Annotated in this window: 24 protein-coding genes and 1 pseudogene; 20 read left to right on the top strand and 5 right to left on the bottom strand. The window is 49.4% G+C overall.

Annotated features, from left to right (window positions below; translation table 11 throughout):
- Together A1sIIB76_RS02540 and A1sIIB76_RS02545 are read right to left on the bottom strand one after the other, a co-directional pair.
- Entirely contained in the window at nucleotides 1-807 is an 807-nt protein-coding gene (locus A1sIIB76_RS02540; RefSeq protein ID WP_095696941.1) for a carotenoid biosynthesis protein, read from the bottom strand.
- Nucleotides 808-821: 14 nt separating this feature from the next.
- Nucleotides 822-1,520: a spheroidene monooxygenase gene (locus A1sIIB76_RS02545; protein WP_095697355.1), complete on the bottom strand. Its 699-nt coding sequence runs from the start codon at nucleotides 1,518-1,520 to the stop codon at nucleotides 822-824.
- Between the two features lie 22 nt (nucleotides 1,521-1,542).
- Between A1sIIB76_RS02545 and A1sIIB76_RS02550 the strand changes: the two genes are divergently transcribed.
- The gene (locus A1sIIB76_RS02550) at nucleotides 1,543-2,208 is read left to right on the top strand and encodes an aquaporin (protein WP_095696942.1); all 666 of its coding nucleotides are present in this window, start codon (nucleotides 1,543-1,545) and stop codon (nucleotides 2,206-2,208) included.
- On the top strand, nucleotides 2,209-2,607 hold the full coding sequence (locus A1sIIB76_RS02555) for an arsenate reductase ArsC (protein ID WP_095696943.1): 399 nt from the start codon (nucleotides 2,209-2,211) through the stop codon (nucleotides 2,605-2,607).
- On the opposite strand, the gene A1sIIB76_RS02560 is transcribed toward A1sIIB76_RS02555, so the two are convergent.
- A complete protein-coding gene (locus tag A1sIIB76_RS02560; protein WP_095696944.1) occupies nucleotides 2,604-3,092 on the bottom strand; it encodes a YbaK/EbsC family protein in 489 nt (162 codons plus the stop codon). The two genes, A1sIIB76_RS02555 and A1sIIB76_RS02560, sit on opposite strands and share 4 nt — an antisense overlap.
- Before the next feature lie 29 nt (nucleotides 3,093-3,121).
- On the opposite strand from A1sIIB76_RS02560, the pseudogene A1sIIB76_RS02565 reads away from it, so the two are divergent.
- Nucleotides 3,122-4,138 (top strand): annotated as a pseudogene (locus A1sIIB76_RS02565) (MFS transporter); the annotation flags it as partial.
- 200 nt (nucleotides 4,139-4,338) lie between these two features.
- Here A1sIIB76_RS02565 and A1sIIB76_RS02570 read toward each other — a convergent pair.
- A complete protein-coding gene (locus tag A1sIIB76_RS02570; RefSeq protein ID WP_095696946.1) occupies nucleotides 4,339-5,079 on the bottom strand; it encodes a sulfite exporter TauE/SafE family protein in 741 nt (246 codons plus the stop codon).
- Nucleotides 5,080-5,151: 72 nt separating this feature from the next.
- Nucleotides 5,152-5,574: a DoxX family protein gene (locus A1sIIB76_RS02575; RefSeq protein ID WP_095674680.1), complete on the bottom strand. Its 423-nt coding sequence runs from the start codon at nucleotides 5,572-5,574 to the stop codon at nucleotides 5,152-5,154.
- 193 nt (nucleotides 5,575-5,767) lie between these two features.
- Between A1sIIB76_RS02575 and A1sIIB76_RS02580 the strand changes: the two genes are divergently transcribed.
- The 17 genes from A1sIIB76_RS02580 to ftsZ all read left to right on the top strand — a co-directional run bounded on the left by A1sIIB76_RS02580 (nucleotide 5,768) and on the right by ftsZ (nucleotide 25,754).
- Nucleotides 5,768-6,046: a DUF6504 family protein gene (locus A1sIIB76_RS02580; RefSeq protein ID WP_095674681.1), complete on the top strand. Its 279-nt coding sequence runs from the start codon at nucleotides 5,768-5,770 to the stop codon at nucleotides 6,044-6,046.
- A gap of 2 nt (nucleotides 6,047-6,048) precedes the next feature.
- Nucleotides 6,049-9,285: a DNA polymerase III subunit alpha gene (locus A1sIIB76_RS02585; RefSeq protein WP_095696947.1), complete on the top strand. Its 3,237-nt coding sequence runs from the start codon at nucleotides 6,049-6,051 to the stop codon at nucleotides 9,283-9,285.
- The gene (gene dinB, locus A1sIIB76_RS02590; RefSeq protein ID WP_095684603.1) at nucleotides 9,282-10,472 is read left to right on the top strand and encodes a DNA polymerase IV; all 1,191 of its coding nucleotides are present in this window, start codon (nucleotides 9,282-9,284) and stop codon (nucleotides 10,470-10,472) included. The genes A1sIIB76_RS02585 and dinB overlap by 4 nt, the downstream gene beginning before the upstream one ends.
- A gap of 36 nt (nucleotides 10,473-10,508) precedes the next feature.
- Complete coding sequence (locus A1sIIB76_RS02595) at nucleotides 10,509-10,856, top strand: DUF3040 domain-containing protein (RefSeq protein ID WP_095674684.1); 348 nt, start codon at nucleotides 10,509-10,511, stop codon at nucleotides 10,854-10,856.
- A gap of 192 nt (nucleotides 10,857-11,048) precedes the next feature.
- Complete coding sequence (gene mraZ / locus A1sIIB76_RS02600; RefSeq protein WP_095696948.1) at nucleotides 11,049-11,480, top strand: division/cell wall cluster transcriptional repressor MraZ; 432 nt, start codon at nucleotides 11,049-11,051, stop codon at nucleotides 11,478-11,480.
- Nucleotides 11,481-11,674: 194 nt separating this feature from the next.
- Nucleotides 11,675-12,628 carry a 16S rRNA (cytosine(1402)-N(4))-methyltransferase RsmH gene (rsmH, locus tag A1sIIB76_RS02605; protein ID WP_095697356.1) on the top strand — a complete coding sequence of 318 codons (954 nt, stop codon included), beginning with the start codon at nucleotides 11,675-11,677 and terminating at the stop codon, nucleotides 12,626-12,628.
- Complete coding sequence (gene ftsL, locus A1sIIB76_RS02610; protein ID WP_095696949.1) at nucleotides 12,628-13,038, top strand: cell division protein FtsL; 411 nt, start codon at nucleotides 12,628-12,630, stop codon at nucleotides 13,036-13,038. Before rsmH ends, ftsL begins: the two co-directional genes overlap by 1 nt.
- Nucleotides 13,031-14,836 carry a peptidoglycan D,D-transpeptidase FtsI family protein gene (locus A1sIIB76_RS02615; protein ID WP_095696950.1) on the top strand — a complete coding sequence of 602 codons (1,806 nt, stop codon included), beginning with the start codon at nucleotides 13,031-13,033 and terminating at the stop codon, nucleotides 14,834-14,836. Before ftsL ends, A1sIIB76_RS02615 begins: the two co-directional genes overlap by 8 nt.
- A gap of 38 nt (nucleotides 14,837-14,874) precedes the next feature.
- Nucleotides 14,875-16,332 (top strand): UDP-N-acetylmuramoyl-L-alanyl-D-glutamate--2,6-diaminopimelate ligase, encoded by a 1,458-nt coding sequence (locus A1sIIB76_RS02620; protein ID WP_236859435.1) that lies wholly within the window; start codon nucleotides 14,875-14,877, stop codon nucleotides 16,330-16,332.
- The gene (locus A1sIIB76_RS02625) at nucleotides 16,329-17,708 is read left to right on the top strand and encodes a UDP-N-acetylmuramoyl-tripeptide--D-alanyl-D-alanine ligase (RefSeq protein WP_095696952.1); all 1,380 of its coding nucleotides are present in this window, start codon (nucleotides 16,329-16,331) and stop codon (nucleotides 17,706-17,708) included. The genes A1sIIB76_RS02620 and A1sIIB76_RS02625 overlap by 4 nt, the downstream gene beginning before the upstream one ends.
- The gene (mraY, locus tag A1sIIB76_RS02630; RefSeq protein ID WP_095696953.1) at nucleotides 17,705-18,763 is read left to right on the top strand and encodes a phospho-N-acetylmuramoyl-pentapeptide-transferase; all 1,059 of its coding nucleotides are present in this window, start codon (nucleotides 17,705-17,707) and stop codon (nucleotides 18,761-18,763) included. The genes A1sIIB76_RS02625 and mraY overlap by 4 nt, the downstream gene beginning before the upstream one ends.
- Before the next feature lie 13 nt (nucleotides 18,764-18,776).
- The gene (gene murD / locus A1sIIB76_RS02635) at nucleotides 18,777-20,174 is read left to right on the top strand and encodes a UDP-N-acetylmuramoyl-L-alanine--D-glutamate ligase (RefSeq protein WP_095696954.1); all 1,398 of its coding nucleotides are present in this window, start codon (nucleotides 18,777-18,779) and stop codon (nucleotides 20,172-20,174) included.
- Nucleotides 20,164-21,327, top strand: coding sequence for a putative lipid II flippase FtsW (gene ftsW / locus A1sIIB76_RS02640; protein WP_095696955.1), 1,164 nt, complete (start codon nucleotides 20,164-20,166; stop codon nucleotides 21,325-21,327). The genes murD and ftsW overlap by 11 nt, the downstream gene beginning before the upstream one ends.
- Nucleotides 21,324-22,406, top strand: a complete 1,083-nt coding sequence (locus A1sIIB76_RS02645; RefSeq protein WP_095696956.1) for a UDP-N-acetylglucosamine--N-acetylmuramyl-(pentapeptide) pyrophosphoryl-undecaprenol N-acetylglucosamine transferase — start codon at nucleotides 21,324-21,326, stop codon at nucleotides 22,404-22,406. The genes ftsW and A1sIIB76_RS02645 overlap by 4 nt, the downstream gene beginning before the upstream one ends.
- Entirely contained in the window at nucleotides 22,407-23,780 is a 1,374-nt protein-coding gene (murC, locus tag A1sIIB76_RS02650; protein ID WP_095696957.1) for a UDP-N-acetylmuramate--L-alanine ligase, read from the top strand.
- On the top strand, nucleotides 23,773-24,444 hold the full coding sequence (locus tag A1sIIB76_RS02655) for a cell division protein FtsQ/DivIB (protein WP_223298189.1): 672 nt from the start codon (nucleotides 23,773-23,775) through the stop codon (nucleotides 24,442-24,444). The genes murC and A1sIIB76_RS02655 overlap by 8 nt, the downstream gene beginning before the upstream one ends.
- 179 nt (nucleotides 24,445-24,623) lie before the next feature.
- The gene (ftsZ, locus tag A1sIIB76_RS02660) at nucleotides 24,624-25,754 is read left to right on the top strand and encodes a cell division protein FtsZ (protein ID WP_095684612.1); all 1,131 of its coding nucleotides are present in this window, start codon (nucleotides 24,624-24,626) and stop codon (nucleotides 25,752-25,754) included.
- Nucleotides 25,755-25,785: the final 31 nt, after the last annotated feature.

Below are 25,785 nucleotides of genomic sequence, written 5' to 3' on the forward strand. Positions count from 1 at the left end.
CTAATCTTTATTACCGAGCCAGCTGGAGAAGAAGTACGGCGTAAGAATCACTCCCATCACAAATCCAGCGAAGACGGCCAAGCCTGGGCGATCAAAGAAGATGAGATTGCCGATGAAACCTGAGAACCAAGTCCAAATTAATAACGCATCGACAGCAACAAGTGAAGCGCTCTCTTTGCGTCGCTCGCGCGGCAGAATCAGATGCAAAATTCCGGTTATGACTAACCCTGAAAGTAACCAACCGAATGCATTGGAAAGTGGAACATCGGGTGTGAAGGGCACGTGTGCACCAGGTACTTCCCACGTCCAACGACCGGCGGCAACCATCTGTGGATCAAGAAATAAATCCCAGGCCATCAGAAGTGCTCCGCCGTAGATAAATACCCAGTTGGTTGTGACTCGACGCGCTGCTATGAGCGCTGGATGCACCATCATCAACCAGGCAAAGGGAACAACGAGTGGAACACCGAAGAGTGCAACACCTAGCGATGAGTCATATTCGTAAGTACCAAAGGGCCATCCAGTATGTAAGCCAAGAGATTCGATTCCTAGGCCGAAGAGAAATACCGCTGGCACATATCGTGAGGAGTATTTGAATCCATAAGAGAGATGACCATGCAAAATCATGGCCAGGGCCCCGGCATAGACGGTTGCGATTGTGACAATACGAAGTGCTTCACCGCCGATGAGCGGATAGGAAATCTGCAGAGCAATAGTGAGTGCAACGAGTGCGTAAAGGAAGTTGCGTGTTTTCGGGGAGACTCCGCCACGGCGTCTGCGACGTGGGTTGTAATGGCGGATCGACATAGGTTAAGTCTGCCTTACTTATGGGTAATCGAAGAAATCTCACCTCGAAGTTCTAGGACTTCAAAGCGGGCGAAGAGTTCTTCGCTATACCAATCAATATCTTTAGTCTGCGCTATCGCCTTTTGATGTGCGGCGCCCTTATATGCAAAATCTCGCAGGGCAGATGCGGATTCCCATAGTGAGAAAGTCCCTTGTAATCCGATAGGTGCTTCACCAATTCCTATGGCAGCAATAAAGCCTGGGGATTGATGCAAATCAGTGACAACAGGAGGTACTGATTTCCAAAAGATGAAGTTCTTACTCCACTTAATGCGCGCACGTGTAATCGCAGCGATTCGAGCATCAGCGTTTAGTTGTGGCGCTGTGAAATCAAATGGGTTCTGCTTCGCCCACAGCCCGTGTGATGACAGAGGAGTGAGCACTGCGCGAAATTCAGAAGTCGAACGGCTGCGCCAGGCATTAATTATCGAAGATTGATTAAAGGTGGCGAGCTGGTCTTTTTTAATTACGACCACCATGCCCCAGCGATAGAGATTTGCATCATTGGGTGTAAATGTCTCACCGCTGCCGGTGCCCAGCATCTTGGCAAATGAAATTCCGGTGAACAATCGCGTGCGCAGAGCGTGGGTTGCCATGCTCATAAAGGCGAAAGGGATACTCTTACTTTTGACGGTAAAGAAGTAAGCGACCGTGACTCTCTCATCGCTACTCATAGGCAAAGGATACCCAGCATCCATGTTGAGCAGAAAGTTAACCAGTGAATTTCTAGGCACGGCCACCCTGATTGCCACAGTTGTGGGTTCTGGAGCAATGGCTACAGCGCTCAGTAACGATGTTGGAATCCAGTTGCTGATTAACACCATTGCAACCGTATTTGTCCTCTACATCCTGATCACCTTACTTGGCCCCATCAGTGGCGCCCACTTCAATCCTGTTGTTACTGGAGTTGATTTTTTCACCAAGAAAATCAAGGGCAAAGAGTTTTCGCTATTCATCATTGCGCAACTGGCAGGTGCTGCCGTTGGAGCAATAGTTGCCAATCTGATGTTTGAGTATTCTGCAATCTATATTTCAGAAAAAGAGCGCACCGGTGCCCATCTGCTGCTCGGTGAAGTCATTGCCACAGCGGGTCTGATTTTAATTATTCACTTAGCGCTCAAGCAGAAGGAAGATAAGAAAATTGCTCGCCTGGTGGCCGCCTGGATCGGAGCTGCCTACTTCTTCACCTCCTCAACCTCCTTTGCCAATCCAGCAGCAGTCTTTGGCCGCATGTTCTCAGATACCTTCTCTGGAATAGCACCTAAGTCAGCGCCGCTATTTGTACTGGCCGAAATTATTGGCGGCCTACTTGGATTTCTAGGATTTAAAGCACTTACCTCTAAAACAAAGTCAGGAAAATAAATGAGTAAGCCAAGCGTTCTTTTTGTCTGCGTTCACAATGCAGGTCGTTCCCAGATGGCAGCGGGTTTTATGCGCGAGCTTGGCCAAGGTCGCGTGGAAGTACTTTCTGCCGGCTCTGCGCCAAAAGATTCCATCAACCCAGTTGCAGTTGCAGCGATGGCTGAAGTCGGAATTGATATAGCAAATAACACTCCCAAGATTCTTACACCAGAAGCAGTACAGGCATCAGATGCCGTGATCACTATGGGCTGCGGTGATGCCTGCCCTTACTACCCAGGTAAGCGTTATGAAGATTGGGTACTTGATGACCCAGCCGGACAAGGAATTGAATCTGTGCGAGTAATTCGTGATGACATTAAGGGCAGAGTAGAGAAGTTGCTCGCGGAGTTACTCGCTTAATCCCCAACAACCATTGGCTGTGCGCCCGTACAAGTAATGAGTTCGGCATATGTTGTTGGATACACCGCATGCGGATGTCCTGATGCAGCCCAGACTATGTCGTAATCGTTTAACGCTTCATCAATCAGGATTACCTCTGGCTTAGAAATCCACCCCAGTGGGCTCACGCCACCAACGGAATAACCAGAGACTTCTTTTACATAATTAGCATCTGCACGGCCAAGTTCTGGGATACCTAAATTCTTTGCAACTAACTCGGTATCAACGCGATGACGGCCGCTTGTGATGATTAGAAGTGGATTGCCGGATGGAAGTTTGAAGATTAGCGATGATGCAATTTGGCCAACTTCTATGCCAAGACCATTGGCAGCATCGATAGCGGTGCGCGCAGTTTCAGCAAGGATATTTACCTCACCTTTAACACCGAGCTTTGTGGCTGCTTCCTGAAACCTTTTAACTGCAGCCTTCTCCAGAATTCCATCCATAGGTGAACTTTATGAGATAGCGTCGCCATATGTCTTCGGGTGCTCTGACTATTTATCAGCGGGGAATTCGGGCTCGTAATGCGCTCTGGGCATCATTTTTCCTCCTTGGCTTTGCCGGTATTGCATGGGTTCCGCGTATTCCCGAGATCAAAGATTCTTTGGGTTTAAGTGATGGTCAATTTGGATTAGTTCTTCTTGGAAGCACCTTAGGGGCAATTCCAGGTGCGCAAATTTCTGGGCGATTAGTTCATATGCACTCATCGAAGTTAGTCATTCAAATTTCCGGTGTCTTACTTCCTATTGGTGTTGCCATCATGGGCGCTGCAGATAGCGTGGCAGTGCTTTTGGTCGGAATGTTCATTACTGGCTTTAGCGTGGCCTTTATGGATATCGCAATTAATGCGCAAGCTGTTGCAGTTGAAAAACATACTAATGGACGCTGGATGTCTACCTTTCATGGTCTCTGGTCGGTAGGAGCATTTGCTGCAACGTTAATTGGTGGCTTGATTGCAAACCTTGTCTCTCCTCAAACAAACTTATGGCTCTTTGCCGGATTAACCTTCTTCGCCTTTCTCGTTTCCAATACATTCTTATTGTCAGCAGATATCGATGGGCATCTTGGTGAGCCTGATGAAGTAACTGAATCGAAGATTCCACTCTTTGGTAAAGGGTCACTTGTCTTATGGGCGCTAGGAATTGGTTTGATGTCCGCACTTATCCCTGAAGGTGGATCTTATGAGTGGAGCGGAATCCTTCTGCAAGACCATATGGGAATCGGCAAAGGGCTTAATGCGGCAGCGGCAACAACTTTCTCACTTGCGATGATCGCAAGTCGCTTGCTGGGAGATAAATCATTTGAACGATGGGGCTATGTCAATACAGTGAAGTACGGCGGATATATCGGTGGCACGGTGTGGGGCACATGTCTTGCTGTGGGTATTCCACTTTCGGCGTCGCATCAAACTTGGGGCTTGGTCATTGTCTGCATCGGTTTTGCAGCGGCAGGAATCGGTATCGGGCCATTCTTTCCAGCATTTAACTTGGCAGCTGCATCTATACCTGGAGTTGCACCTTCTGTGGGTCTAGCAAGAATTGGATTGATTGCTATCGCTGCATACTTTGCCGGCCCTACCTTGATGGGTGGAATTGCAGAAGCAACTTCACTTCCTGTCGCATTTGCATTTCCGGTCCTGCTCTTCTTCGTGGCAGGGTATCAATCGAAGTACATCAAGGTGCGCGAACTTAATTAAATCCAAGTTTGAATCACGGTAAAGGTTGCCAGGGCAAAGAGCAGGTAGGCAAAGGATGCGCGCAAGACTTTAGGGTTGGTGCGATGGGCCTGCGATGATGCAATTTGGGCAACAACAATTGCGGCAGCTCCAATAAAGATGGGGATATGCCACTGCACATCCCCCCACTGATCTGGGCGGCCCAAGAAGGCAGTGAGTGAGTTGATGCAGATGATAAAAAGTGCGGTTCCGGCTGCGACTACTTGCGGTGTTCCAAAGAAGAGCACCAGCACTGGTAGCGCTATGAATCCGCCACCAATTCCGAAGAGACCGGTAATGGAGCCAATAACCAGCGACATCACTATAAGCACAGGTATGGGCATGCGCTTTTGTTCTTCAAGTTTTGGTGGGCGCAACATAGAAGCACCGGCAACTACCAGCACGACAGCTAATCCAGAAGTAATAAATGCATCAGGTAATTTATCTGCAATCGATGAGAAGCCAAGGTTGGTAATGAGCCCGAATGCCCAGATTACTAAGGCATCGCGGTAGAGCACCTGCTTCTTTCGTGCTTTCGGAATGACACCGGAGGCTGCTGCCAGAAAAACCACTGCGATAGCAGCCGTGGTTGCCTCGTTCGGGTCAAAGCCAAAACCATAGATGAGAATCGGCACAGAGAGCATCGCTCCACCTGCGCCAACAAAGCCAAGAACTGCGCCAATAAATGATCCGGCAATCAGGGCTCCGAGGATTTCCATAGCCGCATCTTTCCATGAGAATGCGAAAGCCCCCACGATTTCTCGTAGGGGCTTTCGTGAATTACTGGCTAATTAGAAGTTGAAGAATGCAAGATTTCCGATGCTTGGTCCGAATTCTGTCAGTGTTCCCCATGCGATGAGAGCGAAGAGGATAAGTGAAGCTCCGGCAAGTGCGATGTCCTTGTTAAAGGCGATCATTTCGTTCTGCTTAGTTGTTGGGTCAGTCTCTTTCCAGAAGTTGTGGAAGATCACTGCGGCCAGGATGAGCGTAATTGCGAGCAAGAGCGCGCCAAGGTCTACCCAGAATCCGGCTGCAATGTAGATGCCGCCAAGCAGGAAGAAGAGACCTGAGATAAGGACTCCGAGCTTTGCAGCCGGTAGCTTCTTGTACTGGGCATAACCTGTCATTGCTTCAAGCTTTGCAAAGTGAGCGATACCTGATGTCACAAAAATAAGTGCGAAGAGGATTCGCCCGATTACTAGAACTGCGTCCAATTGATTCTCCTAAAGGTTGGGGTGGGTCTTACTTCTAAGAGTAGTTGAAATTTCAACTATATTTCGCCACGCCACGCATGATCGGGCTGCCTAGTTGAGCGTGAATCGAGGGGGAGTTGCCCTTGTCAGAGCTCTGGACTACTTTTCGAACATCTGTTCGAATATCCACAGGCACCAGGGGAAGTAGTAAAAGATGGCAGCAGAAGTAGTAAGGCCGCACGAGGTCCTATCCGATGGTGGGCTCACACCCATTGAATTCACCTTTAAAGGTAAGCGTTTTCGTATCCATGCAGTTTTATCTAGATGGTGTGAAGCAGGCGGATGGTGGAATCGCATTAGCGATGGAAAGTTTCGCCCCGATGATCAAGCGCGTGCGCTCTGGACGGTAGAGGCGGCGCCCATTGGCGCACTGACAACCTTCCAACTCGAACGTGATGAGACAACGGGTCAATGGATTATTAGAGCTATCTAACCATGAGCTTTATTCACTTACGCACAGCAAGTGCCTATTCATTTAAATATGGCACTACTCAACCACGCGATCTTGTTGCTCGCGCATCTGAATTCGAGATGCCCGCTTTGGCACTAACAGATCGCGATGGCCTAGCTGGCGCAATTCGTTTTACTAAGGCCTGTGTAGCTCATGGCATCGCACCGATTATTGGAATCAATCTGCCGATTGCAATTGGCGATACATCGGGTGTCTTGCCGCGCATCACAATCTTGGCGCATGGCGATGGGGGATGGCGCAGCTTGGTGCGCTTGATGACCGGCATACATATGAATACCGATAGCCGAAAGCCGGTACTCACACCCGAGCTCCTGGAAAAATTTAGCCAGTACACATCTCAGCTGCATCTGCTTCATGGCCCGGAATCACCGGTATCGCAGGCAATTGCCACCCATCGCTTTGATAGCGCCCTTGATATCTTTAATCAGACCCGCGATCTCTTTGCCGACCATGCCATCGAATGTGTCTCGCACTTGGTGGCCGGTAATGGACCGCGCTCTACCGTGCACGCAGCACGCAGTCTTATCTTTGCCCGCGATAACGATATTGATGCGGTGATTACCAACGCTGTGCGGATGCGTGATCGCGCTGATGGTCCGGTTGCTGATGTCTTAGATTGCGCTCGCCAATTAGTGCCGCTGCATCCACGCAATGTTGAACGTCGAAATGCGGAAGCGTATTTAAAGAGCAGCGATGAAATGATTGCACTCGCTGCTGAAATCGCACGCGCAGCAGGTGAGCGCACACCGCGTTTACTACTTAAAACAACGCGTCAGTGGGCCGAGCGTGCAGTCTTATCACCACATCGCGATATTGGGTTAGGTGCCATTCATCTACCGGAAGCCCATGTTGTGGGCGCTGATTCACCTGCTGCGATGCGCACACTTTTGCGTACTCGTGCTGAAGCTGGAATTAATTGGCGTTATAACGACGGCGCAACGATTGCCAAAGCACGTGCTCGCCTTGATGATGAACTGGCAACAGTTGCAACACTGGGATATGAGTCTTACTTTCTTAGCGTTGCCGATATCACCGATATGGCGCGCGCTGCCGATATTCGTGTTGCAGCACGTGGTAGCGGCGCCGGTTCATTGATCTGTCACCTACTTGGAATCTCTGGCGTTGATCCGATGCAACATGGGCTACTCATGGAGCGCTTTTGTTCACCGCTGCGCCGGGCGCTACCTGATATTGATATCGATGTTGAATCTGCAAGACGTCTTGAAATTTATGAGATGGTCTTTAAGCGTTATGGAGCACAAGATTGGAGTAAGCCAGGTGCTCTTTCGCGGTGTGCCACAGTTGCCATGGTTGATACCTACCGCGCCCGCCATGCAATTCGCGATGCCGGAGCGGCGCTGGGCATGCCAGCGATGGAGATTGATTTATTGGCAAAGTCGATGCCGCATATTCGAGCCGGCAATATTGATGCCGCGCTGAACTCGTTACCTGAGTTAAAGAATATGAATACATCGGCGCCTTTAACTCGGGCAACGATTGCTCTCGCTGCCCGCCTTGATGGTCTGCCGCGCCACCTTGCCATGCATCCATGTGCGATGGTCTTATCTGATGCAGCTTTTCTTGACCGGGCACCGATACAACTCAACGCTGGTGGCTTTCCGATGGTGGAATTTGATAAAGATGATGTGGAAGATATTGGTTTACTCAAGCTCGATATCTTGGGCGTGCGGATGCAATCGGCTATCGCACACGCCGTGCATGAAATTAAACGAATTGAAGATACTGAAATTGATATTGATGCCGTGGCACTCGATGATGCTGATACCTATAACCTGATTCAATCAACGCGCACACTCGGTATCTTTCAAGTAGAGAGTCCTGGCCAACGCGAACTTGTGGGCAAGTTAGAGCCGCGCACATTTAGCGATCTGGTTATCGATATCTCACTCTTTCGGCCAGGGCCGGTCAAAAGTGACATGATCCGCCCATTTCTTGAGGCCAGACATGGCTTTACTCCGGCACGCATCATCCATCCCGACTTGCTTCCCATCTTGTCGGAAACTGAAGGTGTTGTGGTCTTTCACGAACAGGTAATTTCAATCATCTCGGTCATGACAGGTATCTCACTTGCCGCCGCTGATGAGAAACGTAGGGCGCTGGGGGATAGGGGCGGCCAACAAGAAGTCTGCGACTGGTTCTTTCCTGCTGCAACCCAGCGCGGATATGAGTTACAGGTCATCACTGAAATCTGGGAAGTATTGCGCGCCTTTGCATCCTTTGGTTTCTGTAAAGCACATGCGGCTGCCTTTGCTCTGCCCACATATCAATCAGCCTGGCTTAAGACCCATCACCCAGCTGCATTTATGGCTGGGGTCTTAACGCACGACCCCGGTATGTATCCCAAGCGACTCATGCTCGATGAAGTGCGACAACTGGGTGTGGGTATTGCACCCCTTGATATCAATAAATCAGCTACTGATTATCACGTGGAGCGCACCCTCGATGGTGATGCAATCCGAATCGCTTTCGCTACCGTTGCTGGAATTTCTGCGAAAGAGATTGCATCCATTATTAGCGGGCAGCCCTATATCGATCTCGCCGATTTCTACCGCAGATCTGGCGCTTCAACTCCAGTGATTGAAAACCTTATTCTCACTGGCGCTTTTGATTCGGTGCACAGCAATCAACGCGATCTGCTGCTGCACTTTAGCGATCTCCAGAAATCACCTGTGGCCCACCTTCCTGGTTCCCAACTCACCTTTGGTTTCGCACCACCCGCACTAGAAAGTAGCGGTCTGGCACCTATGAACTCGGCCGAGAAAGTTCGTAGTGAGATCAAGCATCTGGGAATGGATGTCACCGAACACATGCTCAGCTTCTATGCGCCATTTCTTAACGCAATTGGGGCGGTGAAATCATCAGATCTACTTTCACTACGTTCGAAGTCTTCGGTACTTGTGGCTGGTGTAAAAGTTGCTTTACAAACTCCGCCGGTGCGCTCTGGTCGCCGCGTTATCTTTCTTACCTTAGATGATGGCTATGGCTGCAGTGATTCCACCTTCTTTCCTGATGCCCAAGTCGATCATGCATCTACCTTGTATTCGACATCGCTGCTTTTGGTGCGTGGGCAAACTCGGCGCACAGGTGCACGTGGCATATCAATACGGGCAACAGCGGTGTGGGACTTAAGCCTGGCCTACGAAAAATGGCGCGTGCATAGAGATAGTGTGGCGATATGAGTGAAGAGCTAGTGCAAGCAACAATCTTGCATGTAGATATGGATGCGTTCTATGCATCTGTGGCCGAGCTCGATAACCCGCAATATAAAGGTAAGGCCCTGGTTGTTGGTGCTGGTGTGCGCGGCGTAGTTCTTTCGGCAAACTATGAAGCGCGTAAATTCGGTATTCGCGCTGCTATGCCGGTGGGACGAGCAAAGCGAATGGCGCCTCATGCCATCTTTATCGCACCAGAGCATCATCGCTATGCCGAAATTTCAGAGCGAGTGATGACGATATTTAACTCCTTCACACCCCTTGTTGAACCCATCTCACTTGATGAAGCATTTCTTGATGTGACAGGGTCCCAGAAACTATTTGGTGATGGACGCGAGATTGCTGCCAAGATTCGGGCGCAGGTAGAGCAGGAAGAGGGAATTACCTGTTCGGTGGGAATTGCACAATCTAAATTTATTGCAAAGCTAGCATCGCAACACTGCAAACCTAATGGCATGCTGGAAATCAAATCAGATCGAATCTTGGAGTTCTTACATCCACTTCCCGTGCGCGCACTATGGGGAGTGGGCCCTAAGACAGCTGAATCACTGGATCGACTTGGGCTACATACTGTTGCCGATATCGCCAATACTCCGCGGTCAACTCTCGTGCGCGCACTCGGAGATGCCACCGGTGAATCACTCTATGAACTTGCCTGGGGTCGTGATTATCGAAATGTGATTCCAGATGAGCCAGAGAAAAGTATTGGCAATGAAGAAACTTTTGCTCGCGATATCGATAGCCCGGAAGAGATATTGGCGGAGTTCTTGCGCATGGCAGAGAAGGCAACAGCGCGCTTGCGAGAACGCGGCTTATTTGCCAAGACAGTGACGATGAAGATTAAGTTTGCAGATTTCACAACACTTAGCCGGGCCAAGACTTTACCTATCGGAATCGATGGCACACATGAGACCTATGAAATTGTGAAGAAGTTATATCTAGCCCTTAACAATGAAGGTGCACGGATTCGCCTGGTTGGGGTCTCACTGAGTAATTTGCTTGATGAGGCGCCGGTGCAGCTAGAACTTGGAGCGCGCGAGCGCGGGTGGCGCGATGCCGATACCGCTATCGATAAGGCGAAAGCCCGTTTTGGCGGGGGCAGCGTGCGCCCAGGACGGCTGATTACGGGGGATTCTGGCGATAGTGAGGCGTAAGTAGCGCAAGAAAAAGAAGTGTTCTACAGTGTGTATATGTCTTTATCTGATCGTGAGCGCCGCTTATTGGCCGAGATGGAAGCTGCCCTGGCTACCGATGATCCAGGGCTAGAGTCAAAGTTGGCTGGCTCAACAATGACAGCAACCAAGCCTCGCCTTCTACTCGCACTCGCCCTGGTAGTTCTAGGCATTGGCGTCATATTTGCCGGCCTGATCTCAAAGACCACCCCAGTGGGAGTAGTGGGCTTTCTGATCTCCCTCACCGGAGTCCTTACCCTGGTTCGCTCCCTTGGCGCTGTGACAAAGGGCGCCCCACGTACTAAATCCTCGCGTAAATCACTCTCCAAGCGTCTTGATGAGCGTTGGGAACAACGAGATCTCTAAGTAAGCGCCATACCTCACCAGCCCTGACCCTACGGTCGGGGCTTTTTTACGCCCGTTTTCAGCTCGCCTTGAAAGGGGAGAGGGAGGGAAAATAATGGCAGAAAGTGGTGATAAAAGGGGGAAAGTGGTGTAAAGTGGGGAATTAAGCGGGAAATTCACGCTTACGCCACTTGGGGAAGGGGTTCGATAGCGATGTTTCTCGGTACTCACGAACCACGCCTTGATGAAAAAGGACGCCTGATCCTTCCCGCCAAATTCCGGGAAGAGCTCTCACCAGGTCTAGTCATTACTAAGGGTCAAGAGCGATGCCTCTATGTATTTCCCGCAACTGAATTCGCAACGATTACCGAGACCTTGCGTCAAGCACCTGTGACTGCAAAGAGCGCTCGCGATTACCAGCGCGTGATGTTTGCCGGTGCCCACGATGAAATTCCTGATCGCCAAGGTCGCGTGACGATTCCACAAGGACTTCGCACCTATGCCGGTCTTGAAAAAGAGTGCGTAGTAATTGGTGCCAATACCCGCGTTGAAATTTGGGATAGCGCTGCCTGGAGTGAATACCTCGCTGATCGCGAAAAGAGTTTTGCTGATGTTTCTGAAGAAGTTTTTCCGGGACTTTTTTAAAACATCAGCAAAAAATATTTATAACTGAATAAAAAGTTCACAACTAAATAGAGCGCTCATTTGTGGCCACCGCCGACCTCTCCTTACCAGTTGGGCCGGCAGCGACGTCCCTTCCCCGGCGTCGCTATCGCAATAGATCCGTCGGCCGGCGGTGACCAGAGCTGAGCGCTTAGTAAGTAAGACAGAAAATGGGAATGGGGGAGAAGATGCAACATATATCTGTGATGCGCGATCGTTGCGTAGAACTCCTTGCCCCTGCAATTGAAAAATCAGAGAACCCAGTTGTTATCGATGCAACTCTTGGTTTAGGTGGACACACCGAAGCTCTTTTAGCGAGATTTGAAAACCTCACAGTTATCGGCATTGACCGAGATGAAATCGCGCTGGGTCGAGCGACAGAAAGACTTACCCCATATTCAGATCGATTAAAGACTGCCCATTGCGTCTTTGATGAAATTTCTGCAGTAGCAAAAAGCTTTGGCTTTAGCCATATCAATGGCGCCCTCTTTGATTTAGGGGTTTCCTCCATTCAACTTGATGAATCAGAACGCGGCTTTTCCTACTCCCAAGATGCCCCTCTTGATATGCGCATGGATCGCAGCCAAGGAATCACCGCATCTGAAATCGTTAATACCTACGAGCCAGGCAAATTAGTTCACATTCTTCGCACCTACGGGGAAGAGAAGTTTGCAACCCGCATCGTTGAAAACATTGTCAAAGCCCGCGCCAAAGCGCCCCTAAATTCAACGACTGAACTTGCCACGCTAGTAAAAGAGAGCATTCCGGCCGCCACTAGGCGCACAGGAGGAAATCCAGCAAAGCGCACCTTTCAGGCCCTACGTATTGAAGCAAATGATGAACTTGGAGCAATTTCGCGCGCTCTTCCCGATGCCCTTGATTTATTAATGGTCGGCGGACGCTTAGTTGTGATGTCGTTCCAATCGCTGGAAGATCGCATCGTTAAAGAGATTTTTGCCGAAGCATCAACATCTAAGAGCCCGCGTAATCTTCCAATCGAACTTCCGGAATACGCGGCCAAATTCTCACTCGTCTTTCGTTCAAGTCAGACTCCGTCGGAGGAAGAGCTAGCAAGCAATCCACGCTCTGCTTCAGTTCGCCTTCGCGCAATTGAGCGGGTGGCTGCCTAATGTCATTAGCAACTGCCCGCGCGCTATTGCCTTCGCGCACACCAGCGAAGAATCGCAAACCGGTGGGGGAGCGAACTGCCGATGTCATTCTTGGGCTATTTCCTGATGTGAATAGCGGAGCACGAGCTACTCAGAAATACTTTGCCAAGTTCCTGACAATTGTCAGCTTAGTTGGATTTCTTACACTTCTTGGAATCAATACCTTGCTCGCGCAAGATGCCTTTACGCTCTCGAATCTTAAATATGAAGCTAAGCAGTTGGCAGATCAACGAGATGCGATTAATCGCGCCATCGATTCACATGCGGCGCCAGAAAATCTTGCTGCCGCTGCCACTCTGCTTGGGATGCGCCCATCTGAGACACCGGTATTCCTAGATCTCACTCCTACGGTGGGAGCAACCAATGGGTAATTTGCGCCTGGCTCATTCAAGGATTGCCATCCTGGTTACTGTCATCTTTGGCGTGCTTATCCTCTTTGCCTGTCAGCTTGTTCGTGTGCAAGTAATTCAAGCCAATGCATATCAGGCTAAAGCAGCGAATGAGATGCAATCCACGAGAGTCATACCTGCCCCCCGTGGTGAAATCACCGATGTTAACGGAATTGGCTTTGCTCGTAGCGTCTCTGCTATCAATATTGTGGTTGACCAAACTCAGATTACCGACCCAGTTCGGGTTGCAGCATTTGTCGCTCCGATTTTAAATCTACCGGCAGAAGATATTCAAAGCAGCATTACGGGTACTCGAAAGTATTCAATTGTGCTTAAGAATGCGCGTCCAGCGCTCTGGGATCGACTCACAGAAGAGCTCTATAACTACAACAAAACACTCGCAGGCAAGGAACTTGAGAATCGAATCATTGGTTTCTTTCCAGAACGTGTATTCATTCGCGAATATCCATCCGGTTCCCTGGTCTCATCACTGATCGGTTTTGTGCGCGCCGATGGCATTGGCGCATCAGGTCTGGAATCAGGGCAGAACTCATTGATTACCGGCACCGATGGTCGTTACTCCTATGCCCGTGGATACGGTGCTGAAATACCAGGTTCGCAGCGCGAACTAGTCGCGGCCAAATCAGGAACCAACATTCGTCTCACAATTGATCGTGATGTTCAGTGGGTAGCAGCCGAAGCTATTGCGACAGCGGTAAAGGATTCAGCGGCATCGAATGGAACGGTCATCGTGATGGATCCAAAAACGGGTGAAATTATTGCCCATGCAACTGCACCTACTTTTAATCCAAATAATACAAAAAGCGTTGAACTCTCACTGATGCGAAATCCATCAGTGCAAGATGTGTATGAGCCGGGCTCGACTGGCAAAGTAATGACGATGGCAGCAGCACTTGAAGAGAAAACAGTTTCGCCCACAACAGTCTTTACTGTGCCTTACATGCTTAGACGTGGTGGTGAGGCATTTCATGACCATGAAAAACATCCCATTCAGCATCTGACTACTTCCGGAATTCTTGCCGTCTCGAGCAATACTGGAACTATTCAGGTGGGTGAAACTCTCAGCCACGATACTTTGTATAACTACTTGCGAAAGTTTGGAATTGGATCAAAGACTGGTTCTGGACTTCCGGGTGAATCAGCTGGCCTCTTACGTCCCGTCTCGGATTGGTCTAGAACAACAGCTCCCACAGTTGCTTTCGGTCAAGGGTATTCACTGACAGCAATGCAAGCGACGAGTGTCTTTGCCACCATTGCAAATAATGGAGTTCGCGTTTCTCCCACAGTGATTGCTGGAACAAGTGATGCATCAGGACACTTCACGCCAGCTGCCAATAGAAGTTCCACGCGAGTGATCAGTGAGGACACAGCGGTAAAGCTACGAATCATGATGGAGAGCGTTGTCTCAGCCCATGGAACCGCGCCGAGTGCGGCAATTCCTGGTTATCGAGTGGCTGGAAAGACAGGAACAGCTAACCGATATGACCAAAACACTGGTCGCTACAGCGGTTACACCGCATCCTTTATTGGATTCGCACCAGCAGATGCTCCTCGTTATGTCATCAGTGTTACTTTGCAAGATCCCAAGAATGGCCACTGGGGCGGATCACTTGGTGGACCAGTATTTAAGAAGGTAATGACTTTCGCATTGCAATCAGAAAATGTTGCACCCACTGGAACCAAGGTCCTGCCGGTGGCGCTGACTAAATCAGAGCTGGCACGAGCTCGCGTGACACAGATTGCGACGAAAACCCAATGATTCGCCCGCTTACAAATTTCTCCCTCAACCTATCTGAGGTGGCGCAACTTGTAAGCGCTGAAAATACTGAGGCAATCAAGAAATTAGCTGCAGGTATTGAAATCACAGGAGTAGTGCACTCTGATTCCGAAGTTGAAGCTGGAGATATCTTCTTAGCAATTCCAGGAACAAAGGTGCATGGGGCAAACTTCATCGCAGCAGCCGTTGCTCGGGGAGCAGTTGCAGTTGTTACTGATGTAGCTGGCGCAGCCCTCACAAGCGCCCTACCTACCTTGGTAGTAAAAGATGTTCGCAGCGCTGGCGCCATGATTGCCTCATCTTTATATAAAGATCCCACTCGGGACTTAGCCACTATCGGCATCACCGGCACCAACGGCAAGACCACGGTATCTACCTTGCTCTATCAACTCTTTGCAGGTGCCGGGCGCGAGAGCGGACTTATCGGCACCATCGAAACCAGGATTGGATCTGAAGTTCTCAAAAGTGTGAGAACTACGCCGGAGGCACCTGAATTACAGGCTCTATCTGCGGTGATGCGGGAGCGACATATGCGATCGATTGTGATGGAGGTTTCTAGTCACGCGCTATCCATGAATCGCGTGAAAGCTTCTCACTTTGCAATCGTTGGTTTTACTAATCTCTCGCAAGATCATCTTGATTTTCATAAGGATCTGGAATCCTATTTCGCAGCTAAGGCAAAGCTATTTACATACGAGTATGCCGATCTTGGTTTTATCAATATTGATAATGAGTATGGTGCAAGACTGGCGGCGCAGTGCGAAATCCCAGTTGTCACACTTTCGCGAACCAATAGCGCTGCCCAATGGCACTTCACTGCGATTCACACCATTGCATCAGGGGCTGAGATCAGTATCAGAGGTAACGGTGGAATTCTGATTGAGAGTAAAACTTCCTTACTCGGTGGATATAACTTAGATAATCTGCTGATGGCAGTTGCCATCGCACACGAATCTGGAATTGATCCTGTTGAAATCGCTGCACTGATTCCTGCTCTTACCGGAGCCCCCGGCAGAGTGGAACCTATTTCACTAGGACAGAATTTCACCGCACTGGTGGATTATGCGCATTCACCTGATGCCGTTGAGAAAGTACTTGCAGCAGCGCGCGAATTCACAACTGGGAAAGTGATTGCAGTATTAGGTTGTGGTGGAGATCGAGATGCCACCAAGCGCCCTCTGATGGGACAGGCACTTGCCAGCGGTAGTGATGTGGCAATCTTTACTAGCGATAATCCACGTAGCGAGAGCCCGGCGGAGATCTTGCGCCAGATGACATCGAAGGTGGATATCAATGAACCATCAAAGATTATTGAAGATCGTTTAGCTGCGATTACCTATGCGGTGAACCTGGCCTCTGTTGGGGATACCGTCTTGATTCTGGGTAAAGGTCACGAAGTGGGCCAGGAAGTCGCTGGCGTTATTACTCCATTTGATGATCGACTCACGCTGGCGCAAGCGATTGAGGCAAAAAAATGATTCCTATGCAGGGGTTGAAAATCGCAGAAATTGTCGGTGGCACATTCCATGGTGATGATGTCACGGTCACACAGGCACCTGTCATTAATTCTGGGAAAGCGATTACGGGTTCCATCTTTCTTGCAATTAAGGGTGAGAATGCGGACGGTCATGATTTTGTGGAAGATGCACGTGCACACGGTGCAGTGCTCACGCTAGGAAGCAAGGCAGTACCTGGTCCTCACATTATTGTCGATGATGTCGTTCTCGCAATAGGAAAATTGGCGCACCATGTTCGCATGCAACTGCCAAACCTCACAGTTATTGGAATTACTGGATCGCAAGGAAAAACAACGACGAAGGAGTTACTGGCCTCAGTACTTTCCAATGTTGCCAAGACAGTTGCCCCATCTGGAAATTTCAACAATGACTTGGGAATGCCAATTTCATTATTAGAGTGCATGGAAGAGACTCGATATTGCGTTGTGGAGATGGGTGCGCGCCACGCAGGTGATATTGCTAGGTTGGCTGCTATTGCTGCGCCCAATATTGGCGTTGTCTTAAAAGTTGGCTCTGCCCATAAAGGTGAATTTGGTTCAGTTGAAATGATTGCGCGAACCAAGTCCGAATTAATTTCGGCTTTGGCACCGAGCGCCGTTGCAATTTTAGGAACCTATGATGAGTTCACGCCAAAGATGGCGGCGCTTCATAGCGGAAAGACCTCTTACTTTGGCGAAAAAAGTAGCTGTGATATTCGTGCCACAGATATTGAATTCCGCGAAGGCAGAGCTCATTTTGATTTAGTGACACCGGAGGGCAGAACCGCGGTAGGACTACGTATCGTTGGCTTGCACCAAGTTGCCAACGCGCTTGCCGTTGCAGCTGTTGCCACCGAACTCGGACTCTCACTTGATCAGATTGCTGGTGGGTTATCAACGGCAGAATCTGGTGCTAAATGGCGGATGGAGATTATTGAACTTCCGCAATTGCTTTTGATTAACGATGCCTATAACGCCAGTCCAGAGTCCATGGTTGCAGCCCTTGGCACGTTAGCTCTCTTTGCCCAAGAACGCGGGGGAGAGTCATGGGCATTCTTGGGAAAGATGCAGGAGCTCGGCGAGTCATCCCAATCTGACCATGCCGATATTGGCACCCTTGCCTCTGAGCTTGGAATTGACCATCTGGTCTGTGTCAATGCACCGGAGTATGCAAGCTCAGCAGAAAATGGATCTCACACCACAATCCATTTATGTGCGAGCAAAGATGAGGCGAGTGCTATTGCGCGCAACCTCAACCAAGGTGATGTGGTCTTAGTCAAGGCGTCTCGTTCCGAGAAACTTGAAGAGTTAGCGCAAATGATTTCGGTGCAATGGAGTGAAGGGATGGTTGCAGAGTGAAACTTATTTTGGTCGCTGGCGCCCTCGCACTCTTCTTCTCTCTCTTCGGAACTCCCGTTTTGATCAAAGCACTTGCCCGGCGCGGCTATGGGCAAATCATCAGAGATGACGGTCCAACTACCCACCACACTAAACGTGGCACCCCCACTATGGGTGGCATCATCATTATTTTTTCCGCACTTATTTCATACTTACTTGCCCACTTAGTACTGGGAAGCACTATCTCAGTTTCAGCAGTTCTTATCCTCGGCCTGGTTGTAGCACTTGGGCTCGTTGGTTTTCTCGATGACTACATGAAAGTCGCGAGACAGAATTCAGCTGGAATATCAGGCAAGGCAAAGATTTTTGGCCAAGTATTTTTTGCTTCCATTTTTGGATATCTCGGAACTCATTTCCCTGATAAAGATGGCCTGACTCCTATCTCACTTAATCTCTCGACCCTGCGCGATACCAGCATTTCACTCGGCCCAATTCTGGTTGTTGTGTGGATTGCATTTATGGTGACCGCTACAAGTAACGGAGTCAATCTCACCGATGGCCTTGACGGTCTTGCTAGCGGTGCATCTGTGATGACCTTCCTTGCTTTCATACTTATTGGAGTGTGGGAGTTCGGGCAAAGTTGTGCGGTAGCAGTGACAGCTAATTGTTATAACGTTCGAGATCCACTTGACCTCGCAGTTCTTGCTGCTGCATTTGCAGGTGCCTGTACCGGATTCCTGTGGTGGAATGCATCACCGGCCAAGATCTTTATGGGTGACACCGGCTCACTTGCACTCGGTGGAGCGCTAGCCGGGATGGCTGCTTCACTTCGGGTAGAGCTTCTCTTAATTCCACTTGGTGGAATCTTTGTCATCATCACGCTCTCAGTTGCACTTCAAGTTATCTACTTCAAAGCAACTGGTGGAAAGCGCTTATTTAAGATGGCTCCGTTGCAACACCATTTCGAATTGCTGGGTTGGGGAGAAGTCACGATCGTGCTGCGATTCTGGATTATTGCTGGCCTGAGTGTGGCGCTCGGACTTGGACTCTTTTATACCCAGTGGGTTGCTGGATAAATACCAGGTAGCTATGCCACAGAATTTATATGTCGAATTATCTGACAAACGCATCCTGGTAGCAGGGGCAGGTGTCACAGGAGTTGCTGCAGCGCGTGCACTGATCAAGCGTGGCGCGCAGGTAAAAGTCACGGATGAAAAGGTTCGAGAGTTGGAAGGTTTTGATCTGCTTGCACTAGCTGATGTAGAAATTTCAGAGTTTGATTTACTACTTTTATCTCCAGGCTGGCGCGAAGATCATCCGCTGGTGAGCTCTGCCCGAAAAATAGAAGTTCCCATCATTAATGAGATCGACCTCGCCTGGAGCCTTAAAAGCCCTACTCAAAAATGGATTGGCCTGACCGGAACAAATGGCAAGACATCAACGGTAGAACTCACCGCACACATGATTCGTACTGGCGGAGTTTCTGCTCTTGCCTGCGGAAATGTAGGAACAACCGTGATTGAAGCTGTTGAATCCCCAGAAAAGTATGAGTTCCTGGTTCTCGAACTTTCATCTTTCCAGCTGCATTGGTTAGAAGATGCGCATTTCGTCTCGGTAGCAATTCTTAATATTGCCGAAGATCACGTTGATTGGCATGGAAGCCTTGATGCCTATGCTGCAGATAAATTCTCTCTTCTAGAAAAGAGCAATACTGCAATTCTTAACGCAGAAGATGGGCGGGTAGTTACCCATAGTGCGCACTGGCAGGGGCGAAAGGTGTTTTTCTCACTGGATACTCCGGCGCCAGGTGAAATTGGAATCGTGGAAGAACTCCTTGTTGATCGCGCCTTTGTGGCAGATGCCCAAGAAGCTGCCATGTTCTGCGAACTCGCTGAAGTATTGCCTACCGTTCCGCACAATGTTTCCAATGCTCTTGCGGCTGCAGGGCTAGCCAGAACTGCTGGTATCGATCACGAGAAGATCCGGGCAGCGATTACGACATTTAGACCTGGACGACATCGCATTGAAACTGTTTTAGAGAAAGATCGCATTACCTGGATTAATGATTCCAAGGCTACAAACCCACACGCAGCAGCTGCCTCAATCATGTCCGCACTTTCGGTGATCTGGGTTGCTGGTGGGCTAGCTAAGGGTGCTGCAATGGGAGATCTCATCGAGCGAGTCAAGAGTCGGGTTCGCATTGCCATTCTTATTGGCGCCGACCGTGAATTAATTGCAGCAGAGTTGCGTTCACACGCCCCACAGATTGAAATCATCATGATTGATGCACCTGCCAACTATCAGATTGGTGCAACTGATAACGCTCTAATGGAGTCGGTAGTCAGAGGCGCGCGCGAGAAGGCGTTGCCAGGGGACACGGTTCTCCTTGCACCTGCGTGCGCGTCTATGGATCAATTTCTCTCCTACGCCGATCGTGGAGATAGATTTACCCAAGCAGTTAAGAAGGTAGTTGAAAATGGCAACTAAGACACGTGAAACTTTCTTAGCCAAACCCGTCAATCATTTATACATGCTATTGGTGAGCGCCGGCGCACTTAGTTTCTTAGGGCTAGTGATGGTTTTTTCTGCCTCATCAATCCATGCACTTGATACGCGTGGAACTGCGCTAGCTATAGTTATACGGCAATTCCTATTCTTGCTCTTGGCACTTCCGCTAGCAGCCTATCTTGCAAAGTTAAGCGCTCAGCAATGGAATGCATTCGGCAAACTTGGATTTATCCTCTCCATTGCAATTCTCATGATTCTCTTGATTCCTGGTGTTGGTAGGACAGTCAATGGAAATACGAACTGGATTGATTTCAAATACTTTGATGTGCAGCCAAGTGAAATTGCGAAATTCTTTATGATCCTATGGGCGAGCCATCAACTGGCTCGGCGAGAGCAAAGTGGCAAGTTTGATACTCATGTTCTGAAGTTGATTGCCCCCGCCTTCTGTTTCATTCTCTTCTTAGTGATGCTAGGCAGGGACTTGGGAACTGCCTCGGTCATTGCCGTGATTTTGGCTGGATTACTCTTCGTCTCAGGAATCAGATTGCGAGTTTTCGGCACTATCTGCGTAATAGGTGCCATGATATTTGCAGCACTTGTCGTGACATCGAGCTATCGCATGCAGAGATTCTTAGTCTTTCTCGATCCATTTGCACCAGAAGATTACAAAGATCTCGGATGGCAGCCAGCCCACAGTTTGCTCGGACTTGCCAGTGGTGGACTCTTCGGTGTCGGCCTCGGTGGCAGTCGTCAGAAATGGGGAAACCTTCCCGAGGCACATACAGATTTCATCTTCTCGGTCATCGGTGAAGAGTTAGGACTTGTTGGGACACTGGGAGTTCTCGTACTGATTGCTACCTTGATTTACAGCATCTTTAGAATTGGATTACGTGCACAAGATCCGATGACTCGATATGCATGTGCTGGAATCGGTGTGTGGATTGCAGTGCAATCATTTTTGAATCTTGGTTCGGCAACGAGCCTTCTTCCGGTCGTAGGAGTCACACTGCCGCTAGTTTCCTACGGTGGTTCGGCACTCGTTGCAACAATTTGCGCTCTGGGCTTTGTTGCTGGTGCGGCTCTGCGCGATCCTGAAGTGCGAAGAGAAATTGTAAAGAAGCGCCAGAAGTGACTCACATTCTCTTTGCCGGTGGTGGCACCGCAGGACATATCGAACCTGCTCTCGCCGTTGCTCGTCAATGGAAATCGGCACATCCCCAAGACCGCATCGATTTCCTGGGCACTTCTACTGGGCTAGAGACAAGACTTATTCCAGAGGCAGGATTTAACCTGCTACTCATCACCAAAGTGCGCATTGCTCGTTCACTCGCGCCTTCATTAATTCTGGCACCGCTGACGCTGATCAAATCTATTGCGCAGTGCCTGACACATCTGCGCGGTGTTGACCTCCTTGTTGGATTTGGTGGATATGTTTCGGGGCCCGCATATATTGCGGCAGCGCTCAGGCGCGTTCCCATCGTTATTCATGAAGCAAATGCCAAGCCCGGTATGGCTAATCGCTTGGGTGCACTTTTTACAAAGCACACTGCTGTTGCTTACCCTGTCACTACTGGTTCTCTTGCGCATTCACTTATCGTGGGCCTGCCGCTAAAAGAAAATATTGCGCTGGCATTTTCGCGCGCCGAGCAAAATTGGAGTGGAGCGCGAGTGGCAGCTAAATCCGCCCTCGGCTTTGATGGGCAGAAGCCGCTGATATTTGTCTTTGGCGGCTCTCAAGGATCGACTGCTATCAATAGCGTGATCACTGAATCTAAGGGTGAGCTGGCAGTGCGAGGAATTCAAATTTTGCATGGCGCTGGTGGCTCAGCCGAAATCATGTCATCGGATGAGAACTACCAAGTTCACCCCTACATTTCCGATATGGCAACAGCGTATTTAGCAGCGGATCTCATTATTTCTCGAAGCGGCGCTGTGACATGTGCTGAGGTGGGTACCTTGGGAAAGTTTGCACTCTTTATTCCGCTGCCAGTAGGTAATGGTGAACAGCGACTGAATGCCGCAGAGTTAGTCAGTAGCGCTCGAGCAGAAATTTGTGATCAAAGAGAGTTCACGTCTAGTTGGCTCATCGGAAATATCGAGCGACTTCTGGCCAAGAGCGCCCAGTGCCAAGCAAGTGGCTCCGCTAAAGATATACAGGCAGCTGCAAAGATTGCATCACTGATGGAATTTGTGCTGGCGGGAGGAAAATAAGTGCACTCCCTACACGGTAAAAAGATTCACTTCATTGGAATTGGTGGTTCTGGAATGAGTGGGCTGGCACGCATCGCCCTCTCTGATGGAATTGCCGTCAGTGGCTCAGATTCCAAAGATTCCACTGTGCTCAGCGCCCTGGTTGCTTTGGGAGCCACTGTGTATTCACAGCATGCAGCCGAAAACGTTGTGGGAGCTGATGTGGTGATCTATTCAACGGCTATCTCATCTACTAATCCTGAGATGTCATATGCAGTGGAGCGATCCATCCCAATCCTTACCCGAGCGCAAGCACTGGCTCAACTCATGGTGGGCACAAAGAGCATTGCAGTTGCTGGCACGCACGGGAAAACCACGACCTCATCGATGTTGACCGTTGCCTTGCAGGCATGCGGAAGTGATCCATCATTTGCCATTGGTGGCACCCTGATGGCGTCCGGTGCCAATGCACATAGAGGAACAGGACAATATTTTGTTGCTGAAGCAGATGAATCTGATGGGTCGTTTATCGAATACAAACCACTGTCAGCAATTGTTACTAATATTGAACACGATCACGTTGACTTCTTTCACACCCCGCAAGAGGTAACAACTGCCTTCGCCAACTTTGCTGCCACCATTTCACCTGGCGGATTTCTTGTTTACTGCGCCGATGATGAAGGTGCTCGCGAGCTAGGTGGGCAATCACACCCATTCACTACCGTCTCTTACGGCGAAGCTGAAGGTGCTGACCTTCGCCTTGATCAGATTTCACTTCTGCCGATGGGATCCAGCGCTCGAGTTATTTGGCATGGTCGCACGGTGGGAACACTGGAGTTGCAGGTTCCGGGCCATCACAATGTGCTCAACGCAGCCGCATGTATTGCAATGGGGCTCAGTCTGGGCGAGCCCATCCACCAACTGCTAGCTGGCCTTCATAGTTTCCGTGGCGCTGGGCGCCGCTTTGAACTCAAAGCCACCGAACATGGAATTCGAATCATTGATGATTACGGCCACCATCCGACTGAAATATCTGTGACCCTAGATGCGGCGCGCAGATATGCAGGTGATGGACGTGTCTTAGTTATCTTTCAACCACATCGCTATTCACGCACCCAGGCTTTCTTGAATGAATTCGCAACCTCACTAGATAAGGCCGATGATGTCACGTTGCTAGAAATCTACGCCGCAAGTGAGAAACCAATCCCTGGAATTTCGGCAGAGCTGATTGCCGAGAAGATGCAACATGGACACTTCATCCCAAATTTTGCACTCGCTGCAGAGCGCATGATTGAGTTAGCCAAACCTGGAGATGTGATCATCACACTGGGTGCTGGAGATGTTAACTCGCTCGCCCCCATCATTGCCGAAGGGCTGAACAAGCGCTTTGCCTAGAGTTAATCGATTCTCACTTATCGCAGCGATGCTGCTGCTAATTTTTGTTGGTCTGATCTATCTCTTTGCATGGTCTTCGGTATTTACCGCCAAGAGCATTGTCATATCTGGGGCGCCAACAGTTGAATCAAAGAAATTAGTTCTTATGACATCCGGTGTTCTAGTTGGGCAAAAAATCGCACGCATCGAACCTCGTTCGGTTGCCCAACGCTTGAGTGCGCTGACTTGGATTCGTGATGTGCAAGTCTCACGTAATTGGATCAGTGGCGATGTGGGAATTGCAATTGAGCCTCGAAAACCCAGTGCATATTTTGCTGGAAAAACCATCGACTCCACTGGGACGATATTTCTGCTCCCCGGATTTAAGGGAGCAGATCTGCCCTATGTCTCTGCCTCTACGCAAGCCCTAGGAGTCGATGCCATCGCCCTCTTTCGCTCTCTTCCACAAACATTTCGAAGCAGGATAATTTCTCTGTCGGCACGTAATGAATCCAACTTCTCCATGCGCCTTGCTTATCAGGGCAGAGAGCTGGCGGTGAAGTGGGGCGCTAACGAGAAAAACGCCTTGAAAGTTCAAGTATTTAACGCCTTGGTAAAACTGCCTGAGAATAAGAATCTTCGCAGGGTAGATCTTTCGGCTGCACATGCACCTATTGTTAAATAGCGATGAGTGATCAATCTTTTTTACATTGATTTCTGCTAAAAATGTATCAATGTGTAGTTGAGAAAATAGTTCGTGGCGGTCTTTGATTACTACTACCTAACGCCATACCTTCAGCGCAAAGATAAAGAGAAGAAATGTAAGTCTCAAGTCGAGGTTTACAGTTCGCAAGGGGGACTCACGTGGCTGCACCACAGAATTACTTAGCTGTCATCAAAGTTGTCGGTATCGGTGGCGGTGGAGTAAATGCAATTAACCGAATGATTGATGTCGGTTTAAAAGGCGTTGAGTTCATTGCAATTAATACAGATGCACAACATTTATTAATGAGTGATGCCGATGTGAAATTAGATATCGGTCGCACATCAACAAAAGGTTTGGGAGCAGGAGCTGCTCCAGAAAAAGGTCGTCAAGCAGCAATCGATCACACTGAAGAGATTGAAGAAATTCTTCGCGGCGCCGATATGGTTTTTGTTACGGCCGGTGAAGGTGGTGGCACCGGAACTGGTGGCGCACCCATCGTTGCAAAGATTGCGCGCGATCTCGGAGCACTCACCATTGGTGTTGTCACAAAACCGTTTTCATTCGAAGGAAAGATTCGTTCCCGTCAAGCAGATGAAGGAATCGAACTACTCCGTGAACAAGTAGATACTCTTATTGTTATTCCAAATGATCGACTCCTTGCCATCTCTGATCGTTCCATTACAGCAGTGGATGCATTTAAGAGTGCTGATCAAGTTCTGCTCTCTGGCGTTCAAGGAATTACAGAAATCATCACACAGCCAGGTCTGATTAACCTCGACTTTGCAGATGTGAAGACAGTGATGACTGATGCTGGATCTGCATTAATGGGAATTGGTTCTGCCCGCGGTGAAAACCGAGCAACCAGAGCTGCTGAGTTAGCAATCTCAAGTCCACTTCTTGAAGCTTCAATTGATGGAGCGATGGGAGTTCTCCTCTCTGTTGCAGGCGGCTCTGATCTCGGTCTCTTTGAAATTAATGAAGCGTGTGAATTGGTTCAAAACGCGGCACATCCAGAGGCACGCATTATCTTCGGAACCACAATTGATGACGCACTTGGTGATGAAGTTCGCATTACTGTTATTGCAGCTGGTTTTGCAGGCGGGGAACCAACAAAGGTTCAGATGCCGGTTATTAACGCATCGACTTTAGGCGGAGTAGCTGATCCCATTCCTTCTAATGATCCGCTCTCTGTCGCACTTGATCTCGACTCATCTAGTTCACGCAAGCGCGTGACCTTTGAAGAACTGATTGCTGAAGATGAGATAGATGTACCAGATTTTATGAAGTAGGCCAGAGGCTCATCGCCATGGAATCGGCTCT

Source organism: Candidatus Planktophila versatilis, from assembly GCF_002288265.1.
In the GTDB taxonomy this organism is placed as follows: domain Bacteria; phylum Actinomycetota; class Actinomycetes; order Nanopelagicales; family Nanopelagicaceae; genus Planktophila; species Planktophila versatilis.